The 19,193-nt window shown below is 64.2% G+C and carries 16 protein-coding genes; 2 read left to right on the plus strand and 14 right to left on the minus strand.

What is annotated here, in order from left to right:
* Window positions 1-72: 72 nt before the first annotated feature.
* The 14 genes from fusA to MTX34_RS20955 form a co-directional block, all read right to left on the minus strand.
* Window positions 73-2,175: an elongation factor G gene (fusA, locus tag MTX34_RS20890; RefSeq protein ID WP_243596019.1), complete on the minus strand. Its 2,103-nt coding sequence runs from the start codon at window positions 2,173-2,175 to the stop codon at window positions 73-75.
* Window positions 2,176-2,270: 95 nt separating this feature from the next.
* On the minus strand, window positions 2,271-2,741 hold the full coding sequence (rpsG, locus tag MTX34_RS20895) for a 30S ribosomal protein S7 (protein ID WP_003941856.1): 471 nt from the start codon (window positions 2,739-2,741) through the stop codon (window positions 2,271-2,273).
* A gap of 1 nt (window position 2,742) precedes the next feature.
* The gene (gene rpsL, locus MTX34_RS20900; RefSeq protein ID WP_008714048.1) at window positions 2,743-3,117 is read right to left on the minus strand and encodes a 30S ribosomal protein S12; all 375 of its coding nucleotides are present in this window, start codon (window positions 3,115-3,117) and stop codon (window positions 2,743-2,745) included.
* A gap of 294 nt (window positions 3,118-3,411) precedes the next feature.
* Window positions 3,412-3,939 (minus strand): DUF3558 domain-containing protein, encoded by a 528-nt coding sequence (locus MTX34_RS20905; protein ID WP_243610672.1) that lies wholly within the window; start codon window positions 3,937-3,939, stop codon window positions 3,412-3,414.
* 11 nt (window positions 3,940-3,950) lie between these two features.
* Window positions 3,951-4,466 carry a DUF3558 domain-containing protein gene (locus MTX34_RS20910; protein ID WP_243610673.1) on the minus strand — a complete coding sequence of 172 codons (516 nt, stop codon included), beginning with the start codon at window positions 4,464-4,466 and terminating at the stop codon, window positions 3,951-3,953.
* A 69-nt stretch (window positions 4,467-4,535) separates the two neighbouring features.
* The gene (locus MTX34_RS20915) at window positions 4,536-5,951 is read right to left on the minus strand and encodes an amidohydrolase family protein (protein ID WP_243610674.1); all 1,416 of its coding nucleotides are present in this window, start codon (window positions 5,949-5,951) and stop codon (window positions 4,536-4,538) included.
* A 48-nt stretch (window positions 5,952-5,999) separates the two neighbouring features.
* Entirely contained in the window at window positions 6,000-6,623 is a 624-nt protein-coding gene (locus MTX34_RS20920; RefSeq protein ID WP_243596081.1) for a TetR/AcrR family transcriptional regulator, read from the minus strand.
* 42 nt (window positions 6,624-6,665) lie between these two features.
* Window positions 6,666-7,418, minus strand: a complete 753-nt coding sequence (locus MTX34_RS20925; RefSeq protein ID WP_243596024.1) for an enoyl-CoA hydratase family protein — start codon at window positions 7,416-7,418, stop codon at window positions 6,666-6,668.
* Window positions 7,418-8,578, minus strand: a complete 1,161-nt coding sequence (locus MTX34_RS20930) for an acyl-CoA dehydrogenase family protein (protein ID WP_243596025.1) — start codon at window positions 8,576-8,578, stop codon at window positions 7,418-7,420. Before MTX34_RS20930 ends, MTX34_RS20925 begins: the two co-directional genes overlap by 1 nt.
* A complete protein-coding gene (locus MTX34_RS20935) occupies window positions 8,575-10,533 on the minus strand; it encodes a biotin carboxylase N-terminal domain-containing protein (protein WP_243596026.1) in 1,959 nt (652 codons plus the stop codon). Before MTX34_RS20935 ends, MTX34_RS20930 begins: the two co-directional genes overlap by 4 nt.
* 4 nt (window positions 10,534-10,537) lie before the next feature.
* Window positions 10,538-12,136, minus strand: a complete 1,599-nt coding sequence (locus tag MTX34_RS20940; protein ID WP_243596027.1) for an acyl-CoA carboxylase subunit beta — start codon at window positions 12,134-12,136, stop codon at window positions 10,538-10,540.
* Entirely contained in the window at window positions 12,133-13,281 is a 1,149-nt protein-coding gene (locus tag MTX34_RS20945) for an acyl-CoA dehydrogenase family protein (protein WP_243596028.1), read from the minus strand. The genes MTX34_RS20940 and MTX34_RS20945 overlap by 4 nt, the downstream gene beginning before the upstream one ends.
* Window positions 13,278-14,972 carry an acyclic terpene utilization AtuA family protein gene (locus MTX34_RS20950; protein WP_243610675.1) on the minus strand — a complete coding sequence of 565 codons (1,695 nt, stop codon included), beginning with the start codon at window positions 14,970-14,972 and terminating at the stop codon, window positions 13,278-13,280. Before MTX34_RS20950 ends, MTX34_RS20945 begins: the two co-directional genes overlap by 4 nt.
* The gene (locus MTX34_RS20955; protein WP_243596030.1) at window positions 14,969-15,781 is read right to left on the minus strand and encodes a TIGR03084 family metal-binding protein; all 813 of its coding nucleotides are present in this window, start codon (window positions 15,779-15,781) and stop codon (window positions 14,969-14,971) included. The genes MTX34_RS20950 and MTX34_RS20955 overlap by 4 nt, the downstream gene beginning before the upstream one ends.
* Window positions 15,782-15,875: 94 nt before the next feature.
* On the opposite strand from MTX34_RS20955, the gene MTX34_RS20960 reads away from it, so the two are divergent.
* The gene (locus MTX34_RS20960) at window positions 15,876-17,120 is read left to right on the plus strand and encodes an endonuclease/exonuclease/phosphatase family protein (RefSeq protein WP_243610676.1); all 1,245 of its coding nucleotides are present in this window, start codon (window positions 15,876-15,878) and stop codon (window positions 17,118-17,120) included.
* A 191-nt stretch (window positions 17,121-17,311) separates the two neighbouring features.
* The gene (locus tag MTX34_RS20965; protein ID WP_243610677.1) at window positions 17,312-19,177 is read left to right on the plus strand and encodes an HNH endonuclease signature motif containing protein; all 1,866 of its coding nucleotides are present in this window, start codon (window positions 17,312-17,314) and stop codon (window positions 19,175-19,177) included.
* Window positions 19,178-19,193 lie beyond the last annotated feature (16 nt).

Here is a 19,193-nt window from a genome sequence, read left to right on the forward strand (position 1 = left end):
CCCCTGCGGGGCAAGCACGCGTATGTGTTGTTTCTTATTACAGGTCGAGCGTGGTCCAGCAAACGAAGAGAATTACTCTCCATTCACCTTCGCAATGATTTCCTTCGCTACGTTCGCGGGAACTTCTGCGTACGAATCGAAGACCATGGAGTAGTTTGCGCGGCCCTGCGTCTTCGACCGAAGGTCTCCGATGTAGCCGAACATCTCCGACAGCGGAACCAGTGCCTTGACGATACGGGCACCGCTGCGTTCCTCCATGGCCTGGATCTGACCACGGCGGGAGTTCAGGTCGCCGATGACCTCACCCATGTAATCCTCGGGCGTGATGACCTCGACGGCCATGACGGGTTCGAGAATGACGGGGCTGGCCTTGCGAGCGGCTTCCTTGAACGCTTGTGAGCCGGCGACCTTGAAGGCCATTTCCGACGAGTCGACGTCGTGGTACGCACCGTCGAGCAGTGTGACCTTGACGTTGACCAGGGGGTATCCGGCGAGAACACCGTACTGCATGGCGTCCTGAGCACCTGCGTCGACCGAGGGGATGTACTCCCTCGGCACACGACCACCGCTGACCTTGTTCTCGAACTCGTAGGTCGCGCCGTCTTCGCCCTCGAAAGGCTCGAGCTTGATGATGACCTTCGCGAACTGGCCGGAGCCACCGGTCTGCTTCTTGTGCGTGTAGTCGTGCTTGTCGACCGTCTTGCGGATGGTCTCGCGGTACGCGACCTGCGGCTTGCCGACGTTGGCCTCGACCTTGAACTCGCGACGCATACGGTCGACGAGGATGTCGAGGTGCAGCTCGCCCATGCCGCCGATGACGGTCTGGCCGGTGTCCTCGTCCAGCTTCACCGAGAAGGTGGGATCCTCTTCGGCGAGCTTCTGGATGGCTGTTCCCAGCTTCTCCTGGTCGGACTTGGTCTTCGGCTCGATCGAGACCTGGATGACCGGGTCCGGGAAGCTCATGGACTCGAGGATGATCTGGTTCTGCGGATCGCAGAGCGTGTCACCCGTCGTGGTGTCCTTGAGGCCGATGACCGCGTAGATGTGACCGGCAGATGCGGTCGCGATCGCGTTCTCCTTGTTGGAGTGCATCTGGAAGAGCTTGCCCAGACGCTCCTTCTTGCCCTTGGTCGAGTTGACGACCTGAGCGCCGGAGTCGACCTTGCCCGAGTACACCCGGACGTAGGTCAGCTTGCCGAAGAAGGGGTGCGTAGCGATCTTGAACGCGAGAGCTGCGAACGGCTCGTCTGCGGACGGCTTGCGAGTGATCTCCTTCTCCTCGTCGCCGACGGCGTGTCCGATGGTCTCGGCAACGTCGAGGGGAGACGGGAGGTAGTCGATGACCGCGTCGAGCATGGGCTGAACGCCCTTGTTCTTGAACGCGGATCCACACAGGATCGGGTACAGCTCGCTGTTGACCGTCATCTTGCGGATGGCAGCCTTGATCTCGTCGATCGTGAGCTCTTCGCCGCTGAAGTGCTTCTCCAGAAGCGCCTCGTCGGACTCGGCCACGGTCTCGAGCAGCATTTCGCGGTACTCGGCTGCGCGCTCCTTGAGATCTTCGGGGATCTCGATGGTTTCGTAGGTCTCGCCCAGCTTGGTTTCGCCGCGCCAGATCTTCGCGTTCATCTCGACGAGGTCGACGATGCCTTCGAAGTCACTCTCGGAGCCGATCGGCAGCTGGATGACCAGCGGCTTGGCACCGAGGCGATCGATGATGGTCTGCACGGTGTAGTAGAAATCCGCACCGAGCTTGTCCATCTTGTTGACGAAGCAGATACGCGGCACGTCGTACTTGTCGGCCTGGCGCCACACCTGCTCGGACTGCGGCTCGACACCTTCTTTGCCGTCGAACACTGCGACAGCGCCGTCGAGCACGCGGAGCGAACGCTCCACCTCGACGGTAAAGTCGACGTGCCCGGGGGTGTCGATGATGTTGATCTGGTTTTCGTTCCAGAAGCACGTCGTGGCAGCAGAGGTGATCGTGATGCCACGTTCCTGCTCCTGCTCCATCCAGTCCATCGTGGCTGCGCCATCGTGAACTTCACCGATCTTGTAGGAGATACCGGTGTAGAAGAGGATGCGTTCGGTAGTGGTGGTCTTGCCGGCATCGATGTGAGCCATGATGCCGATGTTGCGGACCTTGAGTAGGTCGGTCAGCACGTCCTGTGCCACGAGTTAACCCGCCTTGGTGTTGGAAGAGGTATTGCCTGAGCTGATCAACGCTCCGGCGGCATCGGATAGTTCCGAATACCGCCCGAGCGAGGAGATCACCAGCGGTAGTGGGCGAACGCCTTGTTGGCTTCGGCCATCTTGTGAGTGTCCTCGCGACGCTTCACAGCGGCACCGAGGCCGTTGCTGGCGTCGAGCAACTCGTTCGCCAGACGCTCGACCATGGTCTTCTCACGACGAGCGCGCGAGAAGGTGACCAGCCAGCGCAGTGCCAGCGTGGTGGAGCGGCCGGGACGAACCTCGACGGGCACCTGGTAGGTGGCACCACCGACGCGACGGCTGCGAACCTCGAGGGCCGGCTTGACGTTGTCGAGTGCACGCTTGAGCGTGACGACGGGGTCGGTGCCGGTCTTCTCGCGAGCCTGCTCGAGCGCCTGGTAGACGATGCGCTCTGCGGTCGACTTCTTACCGTCGAGAAGGATCTTGTTGACGAGCTGCGTGACCAACGGCGATCCGTAGACCGGGTCGTTGATCAGCGGCCGCTTGGGTGCTGGGCCCTTGCGTGGCATATCAGCTCTTCTCCTTCTTGGCTCCGTAGCGGCTACGAGCCTGCTTGCGGTTCTTGACACCCTGGGTGTCGAGCGAGCCGCGGATGATCTTGTAACGCACACCCGGGAGGTCCTTCACACGACCACCGCGAACGAGCACCATCGAGTGCTCCTGCAGGTTGTGACCCTCACCGGGGATGTATGCGGTGACCTCGACCGAGGAGGTCAGGCGAACACGCGCGACCTTACGGAGAGCGGAGTTCGGCTTCTTGGGGGTGGTGGTGTACACGCGAGTGCACACGCCACGGCGCTGTGGACTGCCCTTGAGGGCAGCGGTCTTCAGTTTCGCGACCTTGTCGGTGCGACCCTTGCGGACCAGCTGGTTGATCGTTGGCATAAACCGGCTTTCTTCGTGTCGATAAACAGGGATCTAGCAGTTGGAGCAAGAGAACACTGCTCCTCACCCGGTACTGCTGCTGCTCCAGTACTGCTATCGCGGGTCTCTTGCACCCCGCGGTCGGGTGTGTCGCATACCCCCACACGTCCAGCCGGTTGCGCGCTCTTCGAGCGAACGTGCGCACGGCTGTACCTCGCATAGGCACACAAACGGTCCGGCCAGGCCGGACACGACCCATAACGATACCCGGCAGCGTCGCCTCGGGTCAAAACACCCCTCGTGTGGGTTCGCGGGCTATCGACTGAGGTTCAGCGTGAGGTCGGCGAGCTTGGCGGCGGCCTGACAGGGATCGGGATGCGCGACGTCCGGCTGGTACTGCACCCACCACCCGAAAATGCCCGCCCGATCCGCACCGGCGGAGACCCCGCACGAGTCGGGGTCGTTCGGGCGCTGGGCCTGGATTGCCTTGCGTCCCTGGACCGTTGTGTCGGTGACGGTGTACATCAACTTCTCGTTGGCGGCCCGCTCAGCTGCGAGAGTGCCGGACTCGAACCAGTTGAACGTCACCTTCACCGTGCCCGCGGAGCCGACGAGATCCCACCGACAGATGGCCCCGAGGAAACCCTGAGCGATGAGGTCGGCACCGACAGTGTCGGTGATCTGGTCGTCGGACACGGCGTCGCACTCGGTCAACAAGTCGGTGAATTCTTCGCCACCCGAGCCACCGAAGCTCGCCGGTCGCGCGGTCCCCTCGACGGTCTGGGAGCAGCCGGCGGCGAGTAGCAGGGTCGCTGTGGCGGCGAGGACGCGTCTCGTTCTCATTGCTTGCGTTGTCATTGCTTGCGCTCCACGGTCAGCTGTGCGAGTTCGTTTCCGACATCACAGGGTGGGCGCGCCGCAGGTTGGTCGGAGTACGTGATGGACCAGTGGAAGAAGTCGTCGCCGAACTGAACGCCGATCTCGCACAGTGTGCCCCGCTCGGCCTCGAAGCCGGGGTTGCCGTCGATCTCGATGTCCTTCGCCGGACGGCCGATCAACTCCGAACCGGCCCGTTCCCGGCCGATCGGGCTACCGCGGTACCAGGAGAAGCTGACGCCGGGTCCGCCGAAGCCGACCGTCTCCCACTGGCAGCCGACGGAGTTGCGGGTGATCTGCCCGAACGGGCCCGCCCCGAACGCGGATTGCACCTCGGCGTCGGTGATCGATCCGCATTCGCCGAAGAAGGGGCCGGGCTCGTATGCGGAGGTGGCTGTCGTCGACGCCTCCTCTGAGCCGGCAGCGTCCTCGGCACCGGCGCAACCCGCAACCAGCGCGGCGACCGCGGCGATCACCAGTGCCACTCGCTTCATGCCGTCCTTCGCCTGTTCGATGCTGCAGTTCGACGTCGCACTGAACCTATCAATCGGACGGCACCTCAGTCATGTGCCGTGCAGTGCGCGTCCCCGGACATAGACGCCGACGATGGCCGGCTCGCGCATCGCCATCAGTAGCGCGAACAGGGTCTGGTCGCGGGCGAGTTCGGGATCGTCGGCGCGGACGCCGTGGTCGATCGCCGTCGCGAGCTGCGGCCACGCGGACGGATCGACGACGACGAAGTCGGCTTCTTTGCCTGCGTCGAAGTTGCCGATTCGGCTCTCCATGTCCAGCGCGCGGGCCCCCGCGAGGGTTCCGGTGAACAGCAACTCCGCCGGGTGCAGCGACAGTCCGGCGTCGCCGGCCTCGGAGATGTGCACCTTGAACGCATCGGCGAGGACCTGCGGCAGCAGCCATTCGTCACCTCCGCCGAAGTCCGAACCGATGGCGATGTTCACCCCCGCGGCGACGGTTCGCTTCCACGGCATGGTGCCCGAGCCCAGGAACTGCTGCGAGGTAGGACAGTGCGCAATGGAGGTGCCGGTTTCGGCCAACCGCTCGAGTTCGATGTCCTGGCAGTGCACCGCGTGGGCCAGGATGGTGCGCCGACCCAGGAAGCTCTTGCCGCCCACCTGCGATCCCGGCAGAAACTTGCCGTCGTAGGTGTCGAGGTAGGTGTCCACCCCGTAGGCGTTCTTGGTGGCGTCGATCTCGCCGGTACCCGGCCGGTTGTTCTCGTTCAGGTGCGTGTGGAAGTAGACACCTCGGGCGCGGACGGAATCGTAGAGCTCGCCGAGATTCTTCAGCGTCTCGGTTGTCACCGAGAGCGAGAACCGCGGTACGACGGCCACATGCAACATCGCCGTGTCGACGTCGCCGGTATCTGCCGCGTGCCACTTCTCGATCTCCTCGGACACCAGTCGGATGGCCTCGTCCTCACCGGTGATCAACGCCTGCGCCGACGCCGGGCCGGTGGTCTGAACTCCGCGTCCACTGACGATGCGCAGCCCGTGCTCCAGCGTCTCGGCGAACAGCGAATCCTGCGCGTGCGGGAACGCCGATCCGAACACCATCGCCTGCGTCGTTCCGGCCCGGATTCGCGCGGCGCAGAAATCTCTGGCCGCCGCGGCGGCGAACTCGGGATCGGCGAAGCGAGACTCGGACGGGAAGATGCACGTGTTCAGCCATTCGAGTAGTTGCCCGCCGCCGTAGGAATCACCCGCATAGGTCTGCGGAAAGTGAATGTGGGTGTCCACGAATCCCGGCAGCAGAAACCCGGGACGATGATCAGCGATCTCCCGGTGCGCGTAGTGCGTTGGCAGAGAATCGAACTCGCCACAGAACTCGATCGTGCCCTCGCCGGACACCACCAGCGCACCGTCGGGAATCGACACCAACGACGCGGCAGCGTCGAGCACCGTGGGCGATCCGGCGACGTGAAAGATGTGGCCGCGGTGCACGCGTGCGGTATCGGAAGTCACCCGCCAGACTCAAGCACAGGTCGGTCGGCGCTGCAGACCGTGTGGGTTCTAGCGAGCTCCCACCGACGCTGCGGACAGCCGCGAGTTCAACGATGTATCCAGTACCTCGGCCCACGATCTGACGACCTCGGCACGGCGTCGCGCATCGTCGGTGAGCACATCGGCGAGACCCAGTCCTCTAGCGAGGTCGAGGGTTGCCTGCACCAGACGGTGGGTGACGGGATCGTTGTCGTCGACACCGAGGTTCTCGACGGCCATCTGGTGGGCACGACGGCCGAACCGTTCCTCGAGCGGCACGATGCGATCGCGCAACTCGGGGTCGGCCGACGCTGCCGTCCAGACCTGCAGTGCGGCTTTGAACATCGGGCCGGTGTAGTACTCGACGAGCCGCTCGACCACGAGTTTCGTCCGGCCGGGACCCGGCGGGATCTCCTGGGCCTCGCGGCGTGCGTGGTCCATTCGAGTGTCGAACATGTACTCGAGGGCTCCGGTGATCAGGTCCTCACGCGTCGGGAAATGGTGCTGGGTCGCGCCGCGAGAGACGCCGGCGCGTTCGGCGACGACGCCCACGGTCGTGGCGCTCCACCCCTGCTCGGCGAGTGAATCGATCGTCGCCTCGAGCAGTCGCTGACGCGTGACCCTGCTGCGGTCCTGCTTGGGTTCGCGCGCCATCACCATCGCCATACTCCCTACTGCTACCGACGCTCTGCCGACCTACTTTTCGACCACCCAGGACGGCGGCCTCTTCTCCAGAAAAGACATCATCCCCTCTCGGGCCTCGTCCGATGCAAACAACCTGGCCGATTGCTCGGCGACGGCCGTTCCGCGTTCGTCGATCTCGCGTCGGATCGCTGCCGTGGTGAGCTGTTTCGACTCGGCCAGGCCCTGCGGCGAGCACTTCCGAAACATGATCATGTAGTCGGCCACCGCGGCCGCGGGAACGGCGTCGGCCGCGGTGACCAGGCCGATCGCCTCGGCCGTCGCCCCGTCGAACGTCTCCCCGGTGAGGAAGTAGTGACTCGCCGCGCGGGACGTCAGCCGCGGCAGCACGGCCACCGAGATGACCGATGCCGCGAGCCCGAGCCGCACCTCGGTCAGTGCGAACGAACTCTCGGGTCCGGCGATCGCGATGTCACACGCCGCAACCAGGCCCATGCCGCCGGCCCGCACATGTCCGTCGATGTGACAGATGACGGGTTTCGGGGTGTCGATGATCAGCCGCATCAGATCGAGCATCTGCCGGGTGCGTAACTCCGGGGACGCACCGGCCTCTCGGAGGTCGGCACCGGCGCAGAACGTCGTGCCGGTGTGACCGAGCACGATCGTTCTGACGTCGTCGTCGTGCGCCGCAGCGATCAGGCCCGCCGTCAGTTCCTCGACCAACACCGAGGACAACGCATTTCGGTTCTCCGGCGAATCCAACGTCAAATACGCCGTGCTCGTGGAGTTCTCGGCGAGAACGGCCATCAGTAGCTTCTCGGCAGTCCGAGCGAGTGCTGGCTCACGAAGTTCAGAATCATCTCCCGACTCACCGGTGCGACGCGCGCGATACGAGCCGCTCCGAGCATTGCAGCCAAGCCGTACTCACTGCTCAACCCGGCACCACCGTGGGTTTGGATCGCCTGATCGAGCGCCTTGATGCTGGCCTCGGCCGCAGCGTATTTGGCCATGTTCGCAGCCTCGGCAGCGCCGAAGTCGTCGCCGGAGTCGTAGAGCACCGCAGCCTTCTGCATCATCAATTTCGCCAACTCCAGCTCGATCTTGCACTGCGCCAACGGGTGCGCCAAGCCTTGGTGGGCCCCGATCGGCGTCTTCCAGACGGTGCGCTCCTTGGCGTACTTCACTGCGGCATCGATGGCGTACCGGCCCATTCCGATGGCCATCGCGGCACCGAGGATGCGCTCGGGGTTCAGTCCCGCGAACAGCTGCATCAGGGCAGCGTCGGCCTCACCGACGAGTGCCTCGGCGGGCAACCGGACGTCGTCGAGGAACAGCACGAACTGGTGATCGGGTTCGACGATGTCCATCTCCATCTGCGTCTTCTGCAGACCCGGAGCGTCCGTGGGCACGATGAACAGGGCAGGCTTGAGCTTGCCGGTCTTGGAGTCCTCGGTGCGCGCGACGATCAAGACAGCGTCGGCCTGATCGACACCGGAGATGTAGATCTTGTTGCCCTTGAGGACCCACTCGTCGCCGTCACGGCGCGCAGTGGTGGTGATCTGATGCGAATTGGATCCGGCGTCGGGCTCGGTGATGCCGAAGACCATGATCTTGGATCCGTCGGCGAGGGCGGTGAGCCACTCCTGCTTCTGATCGCCCGTGCCGTACTTGCCGATGATGGTGCCGCAGATGGCAGGGCTGACGACCACGAGCAGCAGACCGGCACCGTGCGCAGCCAACTCCTCCTGCACGAGAGCGAGTTCGTAGATGCCTGCGCCGCCGCCGCCGTACTCCTCGGGCAGATTGACGCCGAGGAAGCCGAGCTTGCCCGCCTCGTTCCACAGCTCGGTCAGCGGCTCACCCTTGCGCGCCTTGGGCAACACGTAGTCGATGTAGTTGTAGCGCTTGCCCAGTGACGAGACTGCGTTGCGCAGTCCCTTCTGCTCTTCGGTTTCGATGAAACTCATGCTTGCTCTGCTCCTTCTGATACCACGGCCAGAACTGCACCGACCTCGACTTGTTGACCCTGCTGAACGTTCAGTTCCGTGAGCACACCGTCTGCAGGTGCGGTCACCGTGTGTTCCATCTTCATCGCCTCCAGCCACAGGATGGGCTGACCGGCGGTGACGGTATCGCCCTGCGCGGCAGCGATTCTGATGACGCTGCCCGGCATCGGAGCGAGAAGTGAACCAGCCGCGACCTGGTCGGTGGGGTCGGTGAACCGCGGGGCCCTGATCAACCGAACCGGACCGAGCGCCGAATCCACGAAGACAGCCGAACCGTAGCTGCCGACCGTGAAGATACGTCGAATACCGTTGTCGTCCAACGTCACCGAGGTCGGCGTGTGCTCCACCAGTTCGACACCCTCCACCGAGGAGGTGAGCCCGCTGCGTCCGATCGAATATTCGACGGTGATGTCGTTGTAGGTCTTGCGCTGCGGCTGCGACCGCAGGTTTCGCCAACCGCCGGGCAGTCCCCGATTCACGCGTGCTCGTTGGAGGTTGCTCGCCGCGTCGGCCAGAGCAGCTGCGAGAGCGGACAGTTCCTCGCCTCGGCCGTGCGCGATCGGCTGAGCCAGGACGTCGAGGCCGTGCGTGTCGAAGAATGCCGTATCGGTATCCCCCGCCACGAACGCCGGGTGCCGCAGAATGTTGACCAGCAGATCGCGGTTGGTCTTCAGGCCGTGAACGGTGGCCTTCTGCAACGCTTTGGCCAGTAGGTTCGCTGCCTGATCCCGCGTCGGCGCGAAGGAGATGACCTTCGCCAGCATCGGGTCGTAGTGAGTTCCCACCACACTGCCGGTCTCGACGCCGGAGTCCACTCTGATGTATCCAGCTTTGTCCGACACCTCGAACTGCGCACCGGGAATCTCGAATCGGTGCACGGCACCGCTCTGTGGCTGCCAGTCCTGGGCCGGATCCTCGGCGTAGAGGCGAACTTCGATGGAGTGTCCGCGAGTTGCCGGCTGCTCGGCGGGCAACCGCTCCCCCGCTGCCACCCGAATCTGCAGTGCTACCAGATCGAGTCCCGTCGTGCATTCGGTGACCGGGTGTTCCACCTGCAGCCGGGTGTTCATCTCGAGGAAGAAGAAATTCCCCTTCTCGTCGGCGAGGAATTCGACCGTGCCTGCACCCTCGTAGCCGATCGCCTCGGTGGCCAGTGTCGCCGCATGGAAGAGCTTCTCGCGCATGCCGTCGATGCGTTCGACGAGCGGCGACGGAGCCTCCTCGACGACCTTCTGGTGACGACGCTGAATAGAGCATTCACGCTCGCCCACCGTCCACACGGTGCCGAATCTGTCTGCCATCACCTGCACTTCGATGTGCCGGCCGGTCTCGATGTACCGCTCGACGAACACCGTTCCGTCGCCGAATGCCGAGAGTGCCTCGCGCCCGGCCGCTTCCAGCTCCGAATCCAGGTTCTCCAGGTTGCGCACGATACGCATGCCGCGCCCGCCGCCGCCTGCGGACGCCTTGATCAACACCGGAAGTTCGTTCTCGGTGACCGACTCGGGATCGAGCTGGGTCAGCACCGGCACTCCGGCGTCGGCCATCATCTTCTTGGACTCGACCTTCGAGCCCATCAATTCGATGGCCTTGACGGGCGGCCCGATCCACGTCAGGCCGGCGTTCTGCACCTGCTGCGCAAAATCGGCGTTCTCGGACAGGAATCCGTATCCCGGATGCACGGCGTCGGCTCCGGCCGCCGCGGCTGCCGCGATGACGAGCTCGCCGCGCAGGTACGTCTCGGCCGAACTGTTTCCGGGTAGCCGCACTGCCGCATCGGCCTCACGCACGTGCGGAGAGTTCGCGTCGGCGTCGGAGAAGACCGCGACGGTGTCGATGCCTTCGGCGCGGCAGGTAGTGAAGACGCGGCGGGCAATTTCGCCGCGGTTGGCTACGAGGACGGACGTTACGGTCATGGCTTCACATCCGGAAGACACCGAAGTTGGCGGTGCCTTCGATCGGGGCGGTGGCGATGGCCGACAGGCACATTCCCACCACCGTGCGGGTATCACGGGGGTCGATGACGCCGTCGTCGTAGAGGCGTCCGGAGAGGAACATCGGCATCGACTCGGCCTCGATCTGGCCTTCGATCATCGCGCGCATGCCGGCATCTGCTTCGGCGTCGAAGGCTTGTCCACGAGCTTCGGCGGCGGCGCGTCCGACGATGGAGATGACACCGGCGAGCTGCGCGCCACCCATGACGGCGGACTTGCTGGACGGCCAGGCGAACAGGAAACGCGGATCGAAGGCGCGACCGCACATGCCGTAGTGGCCGGCTCCGTACGAGGCGCCGAGCAGAATCGAGATGTGCGGGACGGTGGAGTTGGAGACGGCGTTGATCATCATCGAACCGTGTTTGATCATGCCGCCCTCTTCGTATTCCTTACCCACCATGTAGCCGGTGGTGTTGTGCAGGAACAGAAGTGGAGTGTTCGACCGGTTGGCGAGCTGGATGAACTGCGTCGCCTTCTGCGATTCCTCGCTGAACAGCACACCGCGGGCATTGGCGAGAATGCCGATCGGATAGCCGTGCAGCTCGGCCCAGCCGGTGACGAGCGATCCGCCGTACATCGGCTTGAACTCGTCGAAATCGGAGCCGTCGACGATGCGGGCGATGACCTCGCGGGGATCGAACGGGATCTTCAGATCGGTGGGGACGATGCCGAGCAAGTCCTCGGGGTCGGCGAGCGGCTCGATGACCTCGACGCGAGGCTCGGGGCCCTTCTTCTTCCAGTTGAGCCGGGAGACGATGCTGCGTCCGATGCGGATGGCGTCCTGCTCGTCGACGGCGAAATAGTCTGCGAGGCCGGACTTTCGAGCGTGCATCTCGGCCCCACCGAGCGACTCGTCGTCGGAGTCCTCACCGGTGGCCATCTTGACGAGTGGCGGCCCTGCGAGGAAGACCTTGGATCGTTCCTTGACCATCACGACGTGATCGGACATACCGGGGATGTATGCGCCGCCGGCGGTGGAGTTGCCGAACACCAGGGCGATGGTGGGGATGCCCGCCGCCGAGAGCTGCGTCAGATCACGGAACATGCGACCGCCGGGGATGAACACCTCCTTCTGCGTCGGCAGATCGGCTCCACCGGATTCGACCAGTGAGATCACCGGAAGCCGGTTCTGCGTGGCGATGTCGTTGCCGCGGAACCCCTTCTTCAGAGTCCACGGATTGCTCGCTCCGCCGCGGACCGTCGGGTCGTTGGCCACGATGAGGCATTCGACGCCGCACACGACGCCGATACCCATGACGGTGCTGGCTCCGACGGGAAAGTCGCTACCCCAGGCCGCGAGTGGGCACAGCTCGAGAAACGCGGAATCCTCGTCGATCAGCAACTCGATGCGTTCGCGGGCCAGGAGCTTGCCGCGCTTCTTGTGCCGCTCGACGTATTTCTGACCTCCGCCGAGCAGAGCCTTCGAGTGCTCGGCGTCGATCTCGCTCAGCTTGGTGTTCATGGCTTCGACGCTTCCGGCGTACTGCTCCGATGCCGTGTCGAGGGTGGACTTGAGCACGCTCATGCCTGGTACCCCAATCGTTTTGCTGCCAGTCCGGTGAGGATTTCGGTGGTGCCGCCGCCGATACCGAGGATGCGCATGTCGCGGTACTGCCGCTCGACCTCGCTCTCGCGCATGTAGCCGAGTCCCCCGAAGAGTTGGACAGCCTGATTGGCGACCCACTCTCCGGACTCGACGGCCGTGTTCTTCGCGAAGCAGACCTCGGCGATGAAGTCTTGGTTCTCCTGCATGGACCGCTCGACGAGCGAACGGGTGTAGACGCGGGCGATGTCGATCTTGCGCGCCATCTCGGTGACGGTGTTCTGTACGGATTGCCGTGCGATGAGCGGCTTTCCGAATGTTTCGCGATCACGGACCCACTGCAACGTGAGATCGAGGCACCGCTGTGCGCTGGCATAGGCCTGCGCGGCGAGGGCGATGCGCTCGGTGAGGAACGCCTGCGCGATCTGTGCGAAGCCACTGTTCTCGGCACCGATCAGGTTGCTCACCGGCACTCGGGCGTCGACGAACGAGAGCTCCGCGGTATCGGATGCGCGCCAACCCATCTTGTCGAGCTTGCTGGTGACCTCGAACCCGGGTGTGCCCTTCTCGATGACGAGCAGGGAGACGCCTGCAGCCCCCTCGCCGCCGGTGCGGACCGCGGTGACGATGAAATCGGCTCGGCATCCGGAGGTGATGTACGTCTTGGATCCGTTGACGACGTAGTGCTCGCCATCTTTGACGGCTTTCGTCCTGAGGTGGCCGACGTCGGAGCCGCCACCCGGCTCGGTGATGGCGAGCGAGCCGATCTTCTCCCCCGCGAGCGTGGGCTCGACCCACTTCTCGATCTGCTGCGGGTCTCGGGCGGCAATCAAGTGCGGCAATGAAATTCCGCTGGTGAACAGAGATGCGAACAGTCCACCCGACGCGCCGGCCTGGTGCATCTCCTCGCAGATCACGACGGCGTCGGCCAGATCACCGCCGCTGCCACCGACCTCCTCGGGGAAGCCCGCGCCGAGCAAGCCGAGAGCGGCCGCCTTCTTGTGCAGCTCACGCGGAATCTCGCCGTCGGCTTCCCACTGGTTCATATGCGGCGCGATGTCCTGCTCCACGAAACTGCGAACGGTCTTGCGCAGCTGCTGACGCTCCGGCGTCGTCCAGATGTTCATACGAGTGCTCCCTTGTAGGCAAGTGTTTCGGGGATGTCGATGTGACGCGACCGCAGCCACTCACCGAGCCCCTTGGCCTGTGGATCGAATCTGGCCTGCGATGCAACGCCCTGGCCGAGGATGCCCTCGATGACGAAGTTCACCGCCCGCAGGTTGGGAAGTACATGCCGAGTGACAGTGAGTTTGTCGGCCTCGGGCAGCATCTTCTTCAGGGTCTCGACCGTCAATGCGTGCACCAGCCAGGCGAATTCGTCATCGGTACGTACCCACACCCCGACGTTGGCATTGCCGCCCTTGTCGCCGCTTCGGGCCGCGGCGATGGTTCCCAGTGGTAGCCGGATGGTCGCTTCGTCTGCTCTCGGTGGCGGGAGCGTCGGTTGATCGAGGGGTTCCAACGCCCGCGTGTCCGTCGACGGTGCGATGGCGCTTTCGGTGCCGTCCGCGAGATGCGCAAGGTGCGGCACCTCGGCCGCGTCGACGAATCCTGCCGTGAACACTCCGTACGGCGCGCCGTTGCCCGGGGGTGCAGTCACCGAGAATCCTGGGTAGCTGGCCAGTGCGAGTTCGACTGCCACGGCCGAGAACTGACGTCCGACGGCGTCGGGGTTGCTGTCGCGAGCCACGCAGCGCAGCAAGGCGCTGGCCGTCTCCTCCGTCTCGGCGTCCGGCTTGTCGGTACGCACGAGAGTCCACTTCAACTCGGCGGGTCGCGAGGGGAGCCAAGACTCGAATTGACGTTGCGCCAGTGCTGCTTTCGCCTCGATATCGAGGCCGGTGAGCACCATCGTGAATTCGTTGCGGAAGCCGCCGAGTGCATTGAGCGAGACCTTGTAGGTGGGCGGCGGAGCTTCGCCGGTCACGCCGCTGATGGAAACTCGATCGCTGGATTCCTGCGTCAGGATCGCTGAATCGATCCGTGCTGTCACATCGGGATTCGCATAACGCCCGCCGGTGATTTCGTACAGCAACTGAGCAGTGACGGTACCGACGCTGACGGCACCCCCGGTTCCCTCGTGCTTGGTAATGACGCTCGACCCGTCGTTGTGAATCTCTGCGATCGGGAAGCCCGGGCGCGACATATCGGCAATCTCGGTGAAGAAGGAGTAGTTGCCACCCGTCGCCTGCGTTCCGCATTCGATGACGTGCCCTGCGACCACGGCCCCGGCCAGAGCGTCGTAATCGGTAGGTGTCCAACCGAAGTGGGCCGCCGCAGGACCGACGATCACACTGGCGTCGGTGACGCGCCCGGTGACCACGACGTCGGCACCGGAGTTCAGGCATTCCACGATGCCCCACGCGCCGAGGTAAGCATTTGCGGTCAGCGGGTTACCGAGGCCGAGTTCGGCCGCTCTGCCGAGAAGGTCGTCGCCGTCGACGTACGCTATTTTCGCACCGGAGTCGAGCTTCTCCAGCGCTTCGGCCAAGCCACGTGGGTTCAGACCACCGGCGTTGGCGACGATCTTGACACCCTTGTCGAGTGCCAGACCAAGGCAGTCCTCGGCTTGGCGCAGAAAGGTTTTGGCGTACCCACGGGTCGCGTCCTTCATCCGATCGCGGCCGAGGATGAGCATCGTCAGCTCGGCGAGGTAGTCACCCGTGAGGTAATCGAGTTCGCCGCCCTCCAGCATCTCGCGCATGGCGGAGAGGCGGTCTCCGTAGAAGCCTGAGCAGTTGCCGATACGTACGGTCATGCTTTCTCGAGTCCTGACTGTGTACGTCCGACCCCCGGAGGGCCTGCGAAGGCTTGGGCGATGGTGAGCCAGTGCGCGGCGTCGGGTCCCTCGGCATGGATGTCGAGGTTGTCGCGATGAGCGCGCTGGGTGACGAGAAGGCAGAAGTCGAGAGCCGGTCCGCTCACGCGTTGGGCGGCGTCCTCGGGTCCCCATGTCCACACTTCACCCGACGGTGCCATGAGCTCTACTCGGAACGGTTCGGTGGGAGGGGTCTGCTGGTTGACCATGTAGGCGAAATCCCGCGTCCGCACGCCGATGTGCGCGACGCCGCGGATTCTGTCGGTGGCGACGCGGGTGACGCCCAGTGCGTCGGCGACATCTTGACCGTGGGCCCACGTTTCCATCAATCGCGCTGTGGCCATGGACGCCGCACTCATCGGGGGGCCGAACCAGTCGATCTTGGTCCCGGGCGGAACCCGTACGAGAGCATCGGTCATGGCGTGGCGACGGGTACGCCAGATGCTCAGCAGGTCGGGATCCCGCGACTCCTCCTCGGCGGCTTCGTCGACGAAACCGCCGGGGTTCTCCCACGCTTTCTTCAGAGTGAGCGCGAACTCCTCCTTGGCCTCGATATCGCCGGATGCGCCGGACGTGGTTCGCTCCGCGACGTGATCGGTCCAGGAGAGATGCCCGATCTGATGCGCGACGGTCCAACCCTCGGCCGGCGTCGGTGCCGACCACCGTTCCGGGGTCAGCTCGGCCACCAGGGCATCGAGGTCGTCGCCCTCGGCGCGGAGGTCGTCGACGAGTGTGTCGAGGTCTGCCATGCGCTCAGCTTCACAAAGGGGCGCGAAAAAAGCAAGCACGCCTGCTTGTTAATTCGTTACCTCGCGTTCGCTTGCCGTCTCTACGGTGTCGAACGTGAGAATATCGAGACTTGCGGCCGCCGCCGTTACCCTGACCTTCATGGCTGCCGGTTGCTCCTCTGTGAATCCAACCGCAGCGGACCCGGCCCCCGACGAACCGTCGAGCATCCGGGTGGCGACGTTCAATGCCAGCCTGAACCGGCCCGCCCCCGGGCAGTTGGTGACCGACCTGCAGGGCGAGAACACACAGGCCCGCGCGGTGGCCGATGTGATCGCGGCGAACTCACCGGATGTGTTGTTGGTCAACGAGTTCGATTACTCGGGTGACGATGCGGTTAGGTTGTTCAACGACAACTATCTCGATGGGCAGTATCGGCATTCTTTCACTGCGCCGGTGAACACGGGCGTCGATTCGGGATTGGACCTGGACAAGGACGGCGCGCTCGGCGGGCCCGGTGACGCCTGGGGGTTCGGACAGTTTCCAGGTCAGTACGGGATGGTCGTGTACTCGAAGTTTCCCATCGCGACCGAATCGGTACGTACGTTCCAGAATTTTCTGTGGAAGGACATGCCGGATTCGCTGCTGCCACGCGACTACTACGGCGACGTGTCGGACGCACTGCGGCTCTCCAGCAAGTCCCATTGGGACGTGCCGATCGACGTGAACGGCAAGACGCTGCACGTGTTGGCGTCGCACCCCACTCCCCCGTCTTTCGATGGTCCCGAGGACCGCAACGGCAAACGCAATCACGACGAGATTCGGATGAGTGCCGATTACATCTCGGGTGCGGACTACCTCTACGACGACAAGGGCGTGCGCGGCGGGTTGGAACAGGGTGCCTCGTTCGTGATGCTGGGTGATCAGAACAGCGATCCGGTCGACGGGGATTCGGTGGGGTCGGTGACCGATCTTCCGATTGTCGAATTCGCGTTCCCCGGACCACTACGGGACATGCTGGTTGCAGCCGTTCTCATCGGCGAGAAGACCAGTACAGCAAGCCTGTTGGTGCAGTACGTCGACGAGGAGCTGCCGAGAGTCGGCAATCGTGGCGCGGTGGTGGATTCGGCGGGTGACGTGGTCGCAGTCATCGAGACCACGGGCGTTGAAATCGTTGCGCTGTGCGATGTTTCGCTCCAGCACGCCCTCGACGAGGGTGAAGGATACGTCGATGTCGCGCACTGGCGCGCCGGGCACGAGAGGTTCTGGCAGTCGGCCGAGGTTCGCGAAGAACTGGGCGATCCACACTTCAGCGTGAACGACGACACCCAGGTGGTTCTGGAGCGGTTCACACTCGTGTGACCGCGTGCCCTGACACGGCGTCGGGGTCGGGGCCGGGGTCGACACATCGTGTCGGTGGGTAGGTGTATAGGCACTTGCTCGTCGATCCTGCTCTGCTGCAACACTATTGATGTTGACGAATGCCCCACACCTCGGTACCATCGAACACACGTTCTACTTCTTCTTGAACAAGCGCCGGGGGGCGACTCGAGATGACTACATCTGGATCGACGCGCAGTAGGTTCGCGGCCTATCTCGGGCCGCAATCGAAGCCGTACATCGACAACGCAGTGCTGGGCGAGATCCGTGACGTCGCGATCCTTGAGAATCAGGCGTGCGCTCGCAAGGTCGCTCTGGCCGCTGCCATCTGGGACACGTGCATTCATCAGAACGTGCTCGTCGGTGATGTCATTCAGGACGCGGGCAACTATGCGGCTTCCGAAATTGCGCACGTTCTGGGTTGCTCCAAGACCGTTGCGAACACATACGCCGAGGTCGGAATGGACCTTCGACTTCGGCTTCCGGCCGTCGCCGCCGCGTTCGAGGCCGGCGAACTCGATCTACCTCGCGTCCGCGCGATATACCGCTGCACCCACAATCTGACGCAGGGCGCAGCGACGGCCGTCCAGGGCGAGGTTCTGCACGCTGCCCGACGCTTGTCACCGGGTCCGCTGGCGACGGAAATCTGGTCGATCATGTATCGCATCGCGCCCGAGGAAGCTGCCGCCTTACGCAAGGACTTGAAACGGCACACCAACGTCACGTACACCGACAAAGATGTGCTGTCGACGCTGAAGGCCGACCTCACCGCAGCCGACGCCGCCGCTGCCTGGCAACTCATCAACGAGATGGCCGCCACCGTCTGTCGACGAGATCCACGTACCCGGGGGCAGAAGCGAGCGGCGGCGTATGTTGCTCTGCTGCATCAGGAGTCGTCGATGGCCTGCATGTGCGAACCCACCGACGACAACCCGTGCACGGCCGATACCTCACGCCCGGACCGGCGCGCGCCGCTGACGGTGATCACGGTCGACCTCGCCACGCTCGCCGGTCTGCTGTCCAATCCTGCGCACCTGTCCGGGCACGGCACCATCGATGCCGAGTACGCCCGGGAACTCGCCGACAACGCTCACTGGCAGATCCTCCTCACCGAGGCACGCAACCTCGCCGAGTCACTCGGCCACGGCGAAGACCTGGAATCGCTCATGGACCTCGACCTCAGCACCGACACCGAGAACGGCGCAGACACTGACGACACTGACGACACGGGTGCCGAAGGCAGGTCCGACAGCGGCAGCAGGACGAACCACAGCGGATCGAAAGGTGGCCCACAGACGCCCAGAGGATCGAAAGTACGCAACACGAGGAACAGCCGGTCCGAGGGCAGCAGGTCGCATGTGGTGTTTCATCCACTGGGACGCGGTCGTCGTCGTGTCGGCGGTTCTGTTCCTCGAGCGCCGCGCTCGCAGAATGCCCCGCGTCCACCGCGGAACAGTTGTGTCGCCACGCCGTATCGCGGCACGTACACCTTCGTTGCCGAGCTCGAAGCGGCCATCGCAGCGGATCCCGCTCTCGGGCTCGCGCTGCATCCGGACGGGCATGGCGGCCTTCTGCTGCCGCCACCCGGAGCCCTCACCTATCGGCCGACTACTGCACTGGCGGAGCGTATTCGCTACCGCGATCGCACCTGTCGGCATCCGGGCTGCGACGTCCCGGCCCAGCAATGCGAGATCGACCACATCGTCCCGTATTTCCATCGCAACCCCTCGACGGGAGGCTGGACCATCGACACCAACCTGCACTGCCTGTGCCGCTATCACCACGGCCTCAAAACCATGAGGCTGTGGACTCCTGTCATGCTCGCCGATGATGTCGAGTTCTGGATCTCCGATGCCGGCACCAGCGCAGTCACTGTTCCCGGCACAACGCAACTCGCAGACTTCGACCACCTGCCGAAAGTCGGTCCGAAGCCGAAAGGGACAGCAATTGGGTGTGATTCGCCGACCCCGAAGACGGCGAAACCACAACCGACCCCGATGCCCGCCTCGGCACCCGAGGACGAGCCACCGCCCTTCTGACCGAGTTCAGGGGAGA

It is taken from the genome of Rhodococcus sp. ARC_M5, assembly GCF_022810405.1.
Taxonomy (GTDB): Bacteria; Actinomycetota; Actinomycetes; order Mycobacteriales; family Mycobacteriaceae; genus Rhodococcoides; species Rhodococcoides navarretei.

Coding starts and splice junctions, on each gene's coding strand:
- rpsG (WP_003941856.1), bottom strand. CDS start 2,741: ATGCCACGCAAGGGCCCAGCACCCAAGCGGCCGCTGATCAACGACCCG.
- MTX34_RS20965 (WP_243610677.1), top strand. CDS start 17,312: ATGACTACATCTGGATCGACGCGCAGTAGGTTCGCGGCCTATCTCGGG.
- MTX34_RS20925 (WP_243596024.1), bottom strand. CDS start 7,418: ATGGCCGTTCTCGCCGAGAACTCCACGAGCACGGCGTATTTGACGTTG.
- MTX34_RS20940 (WP_243596027.1), bottom strand. CDS start 12,136: ATGAGCGTGCTCAAGTCCACCCTCGACACGGCATCGGAGCAGTACGCC.
- MTX34_RS20910 (WP_243610673.1), bottom strand. CDS start 4,466: ATGAAGCGAGTGGCACTGGTGATCGCCGCGGTCGCCGCGCTGGTTGCG.
- MTX34_RS20905 (WP_243610672.1), bottom strand. CDS start 3,939: ATGAGAACGAGACGCGTCCTCGCCGCCACAGCGACCCTGCTACTCGCC.
- rpsL (WP_008714048.1), bottom strand. CDS start 3,117: ATGCCAACGATCAACCAGCTGGTCCGCAAGGGTCGCACCGACAAGGTC.
- MTX34_RS20930 (WP_243596025.1), bottom strand. CDS start 8,578: ATGAGTTTCATCGAAACCGAAGAGCAGAAGGGACTGCGCAACGCAGTC.
- MTX34_RS20950 (WP_243610675.1), bottom strand. CDS start 14,972: ATGACCGTACGTATCGGCAACTGCTCAGGCTTCTACGGAGACCGCCTC.
- MTX34_RS20935 (WP_243596026.1), bottom strand. CDS start 10,533: ATGACCGTAACGTCCGTCCTCGTAGCCAACCGCGGCGAAATTGCCCGC.
- MTX34_RS20920 (WP_243596081.1), bottom strand. CDS start 6,623: ATGGCGCGCGAACCCAAGCAGGACCGCAGCAGGGTCACGCGTCAGCGA.
- MTX34_RS20945 (WP_243596028.1), bottom strand. CDS start 13,281: ATGAACATCTGGACGACGCCGGAGCGTCAGCAGCTGCGCAAGACCGTT.
- MTX34_RS20955 (WP_243596030.1), bottom strand. CDS start 15,781: ATGGCAGACCTCGACACACTCGTCGACGACCTCCGCGCCGAGGGCGAC.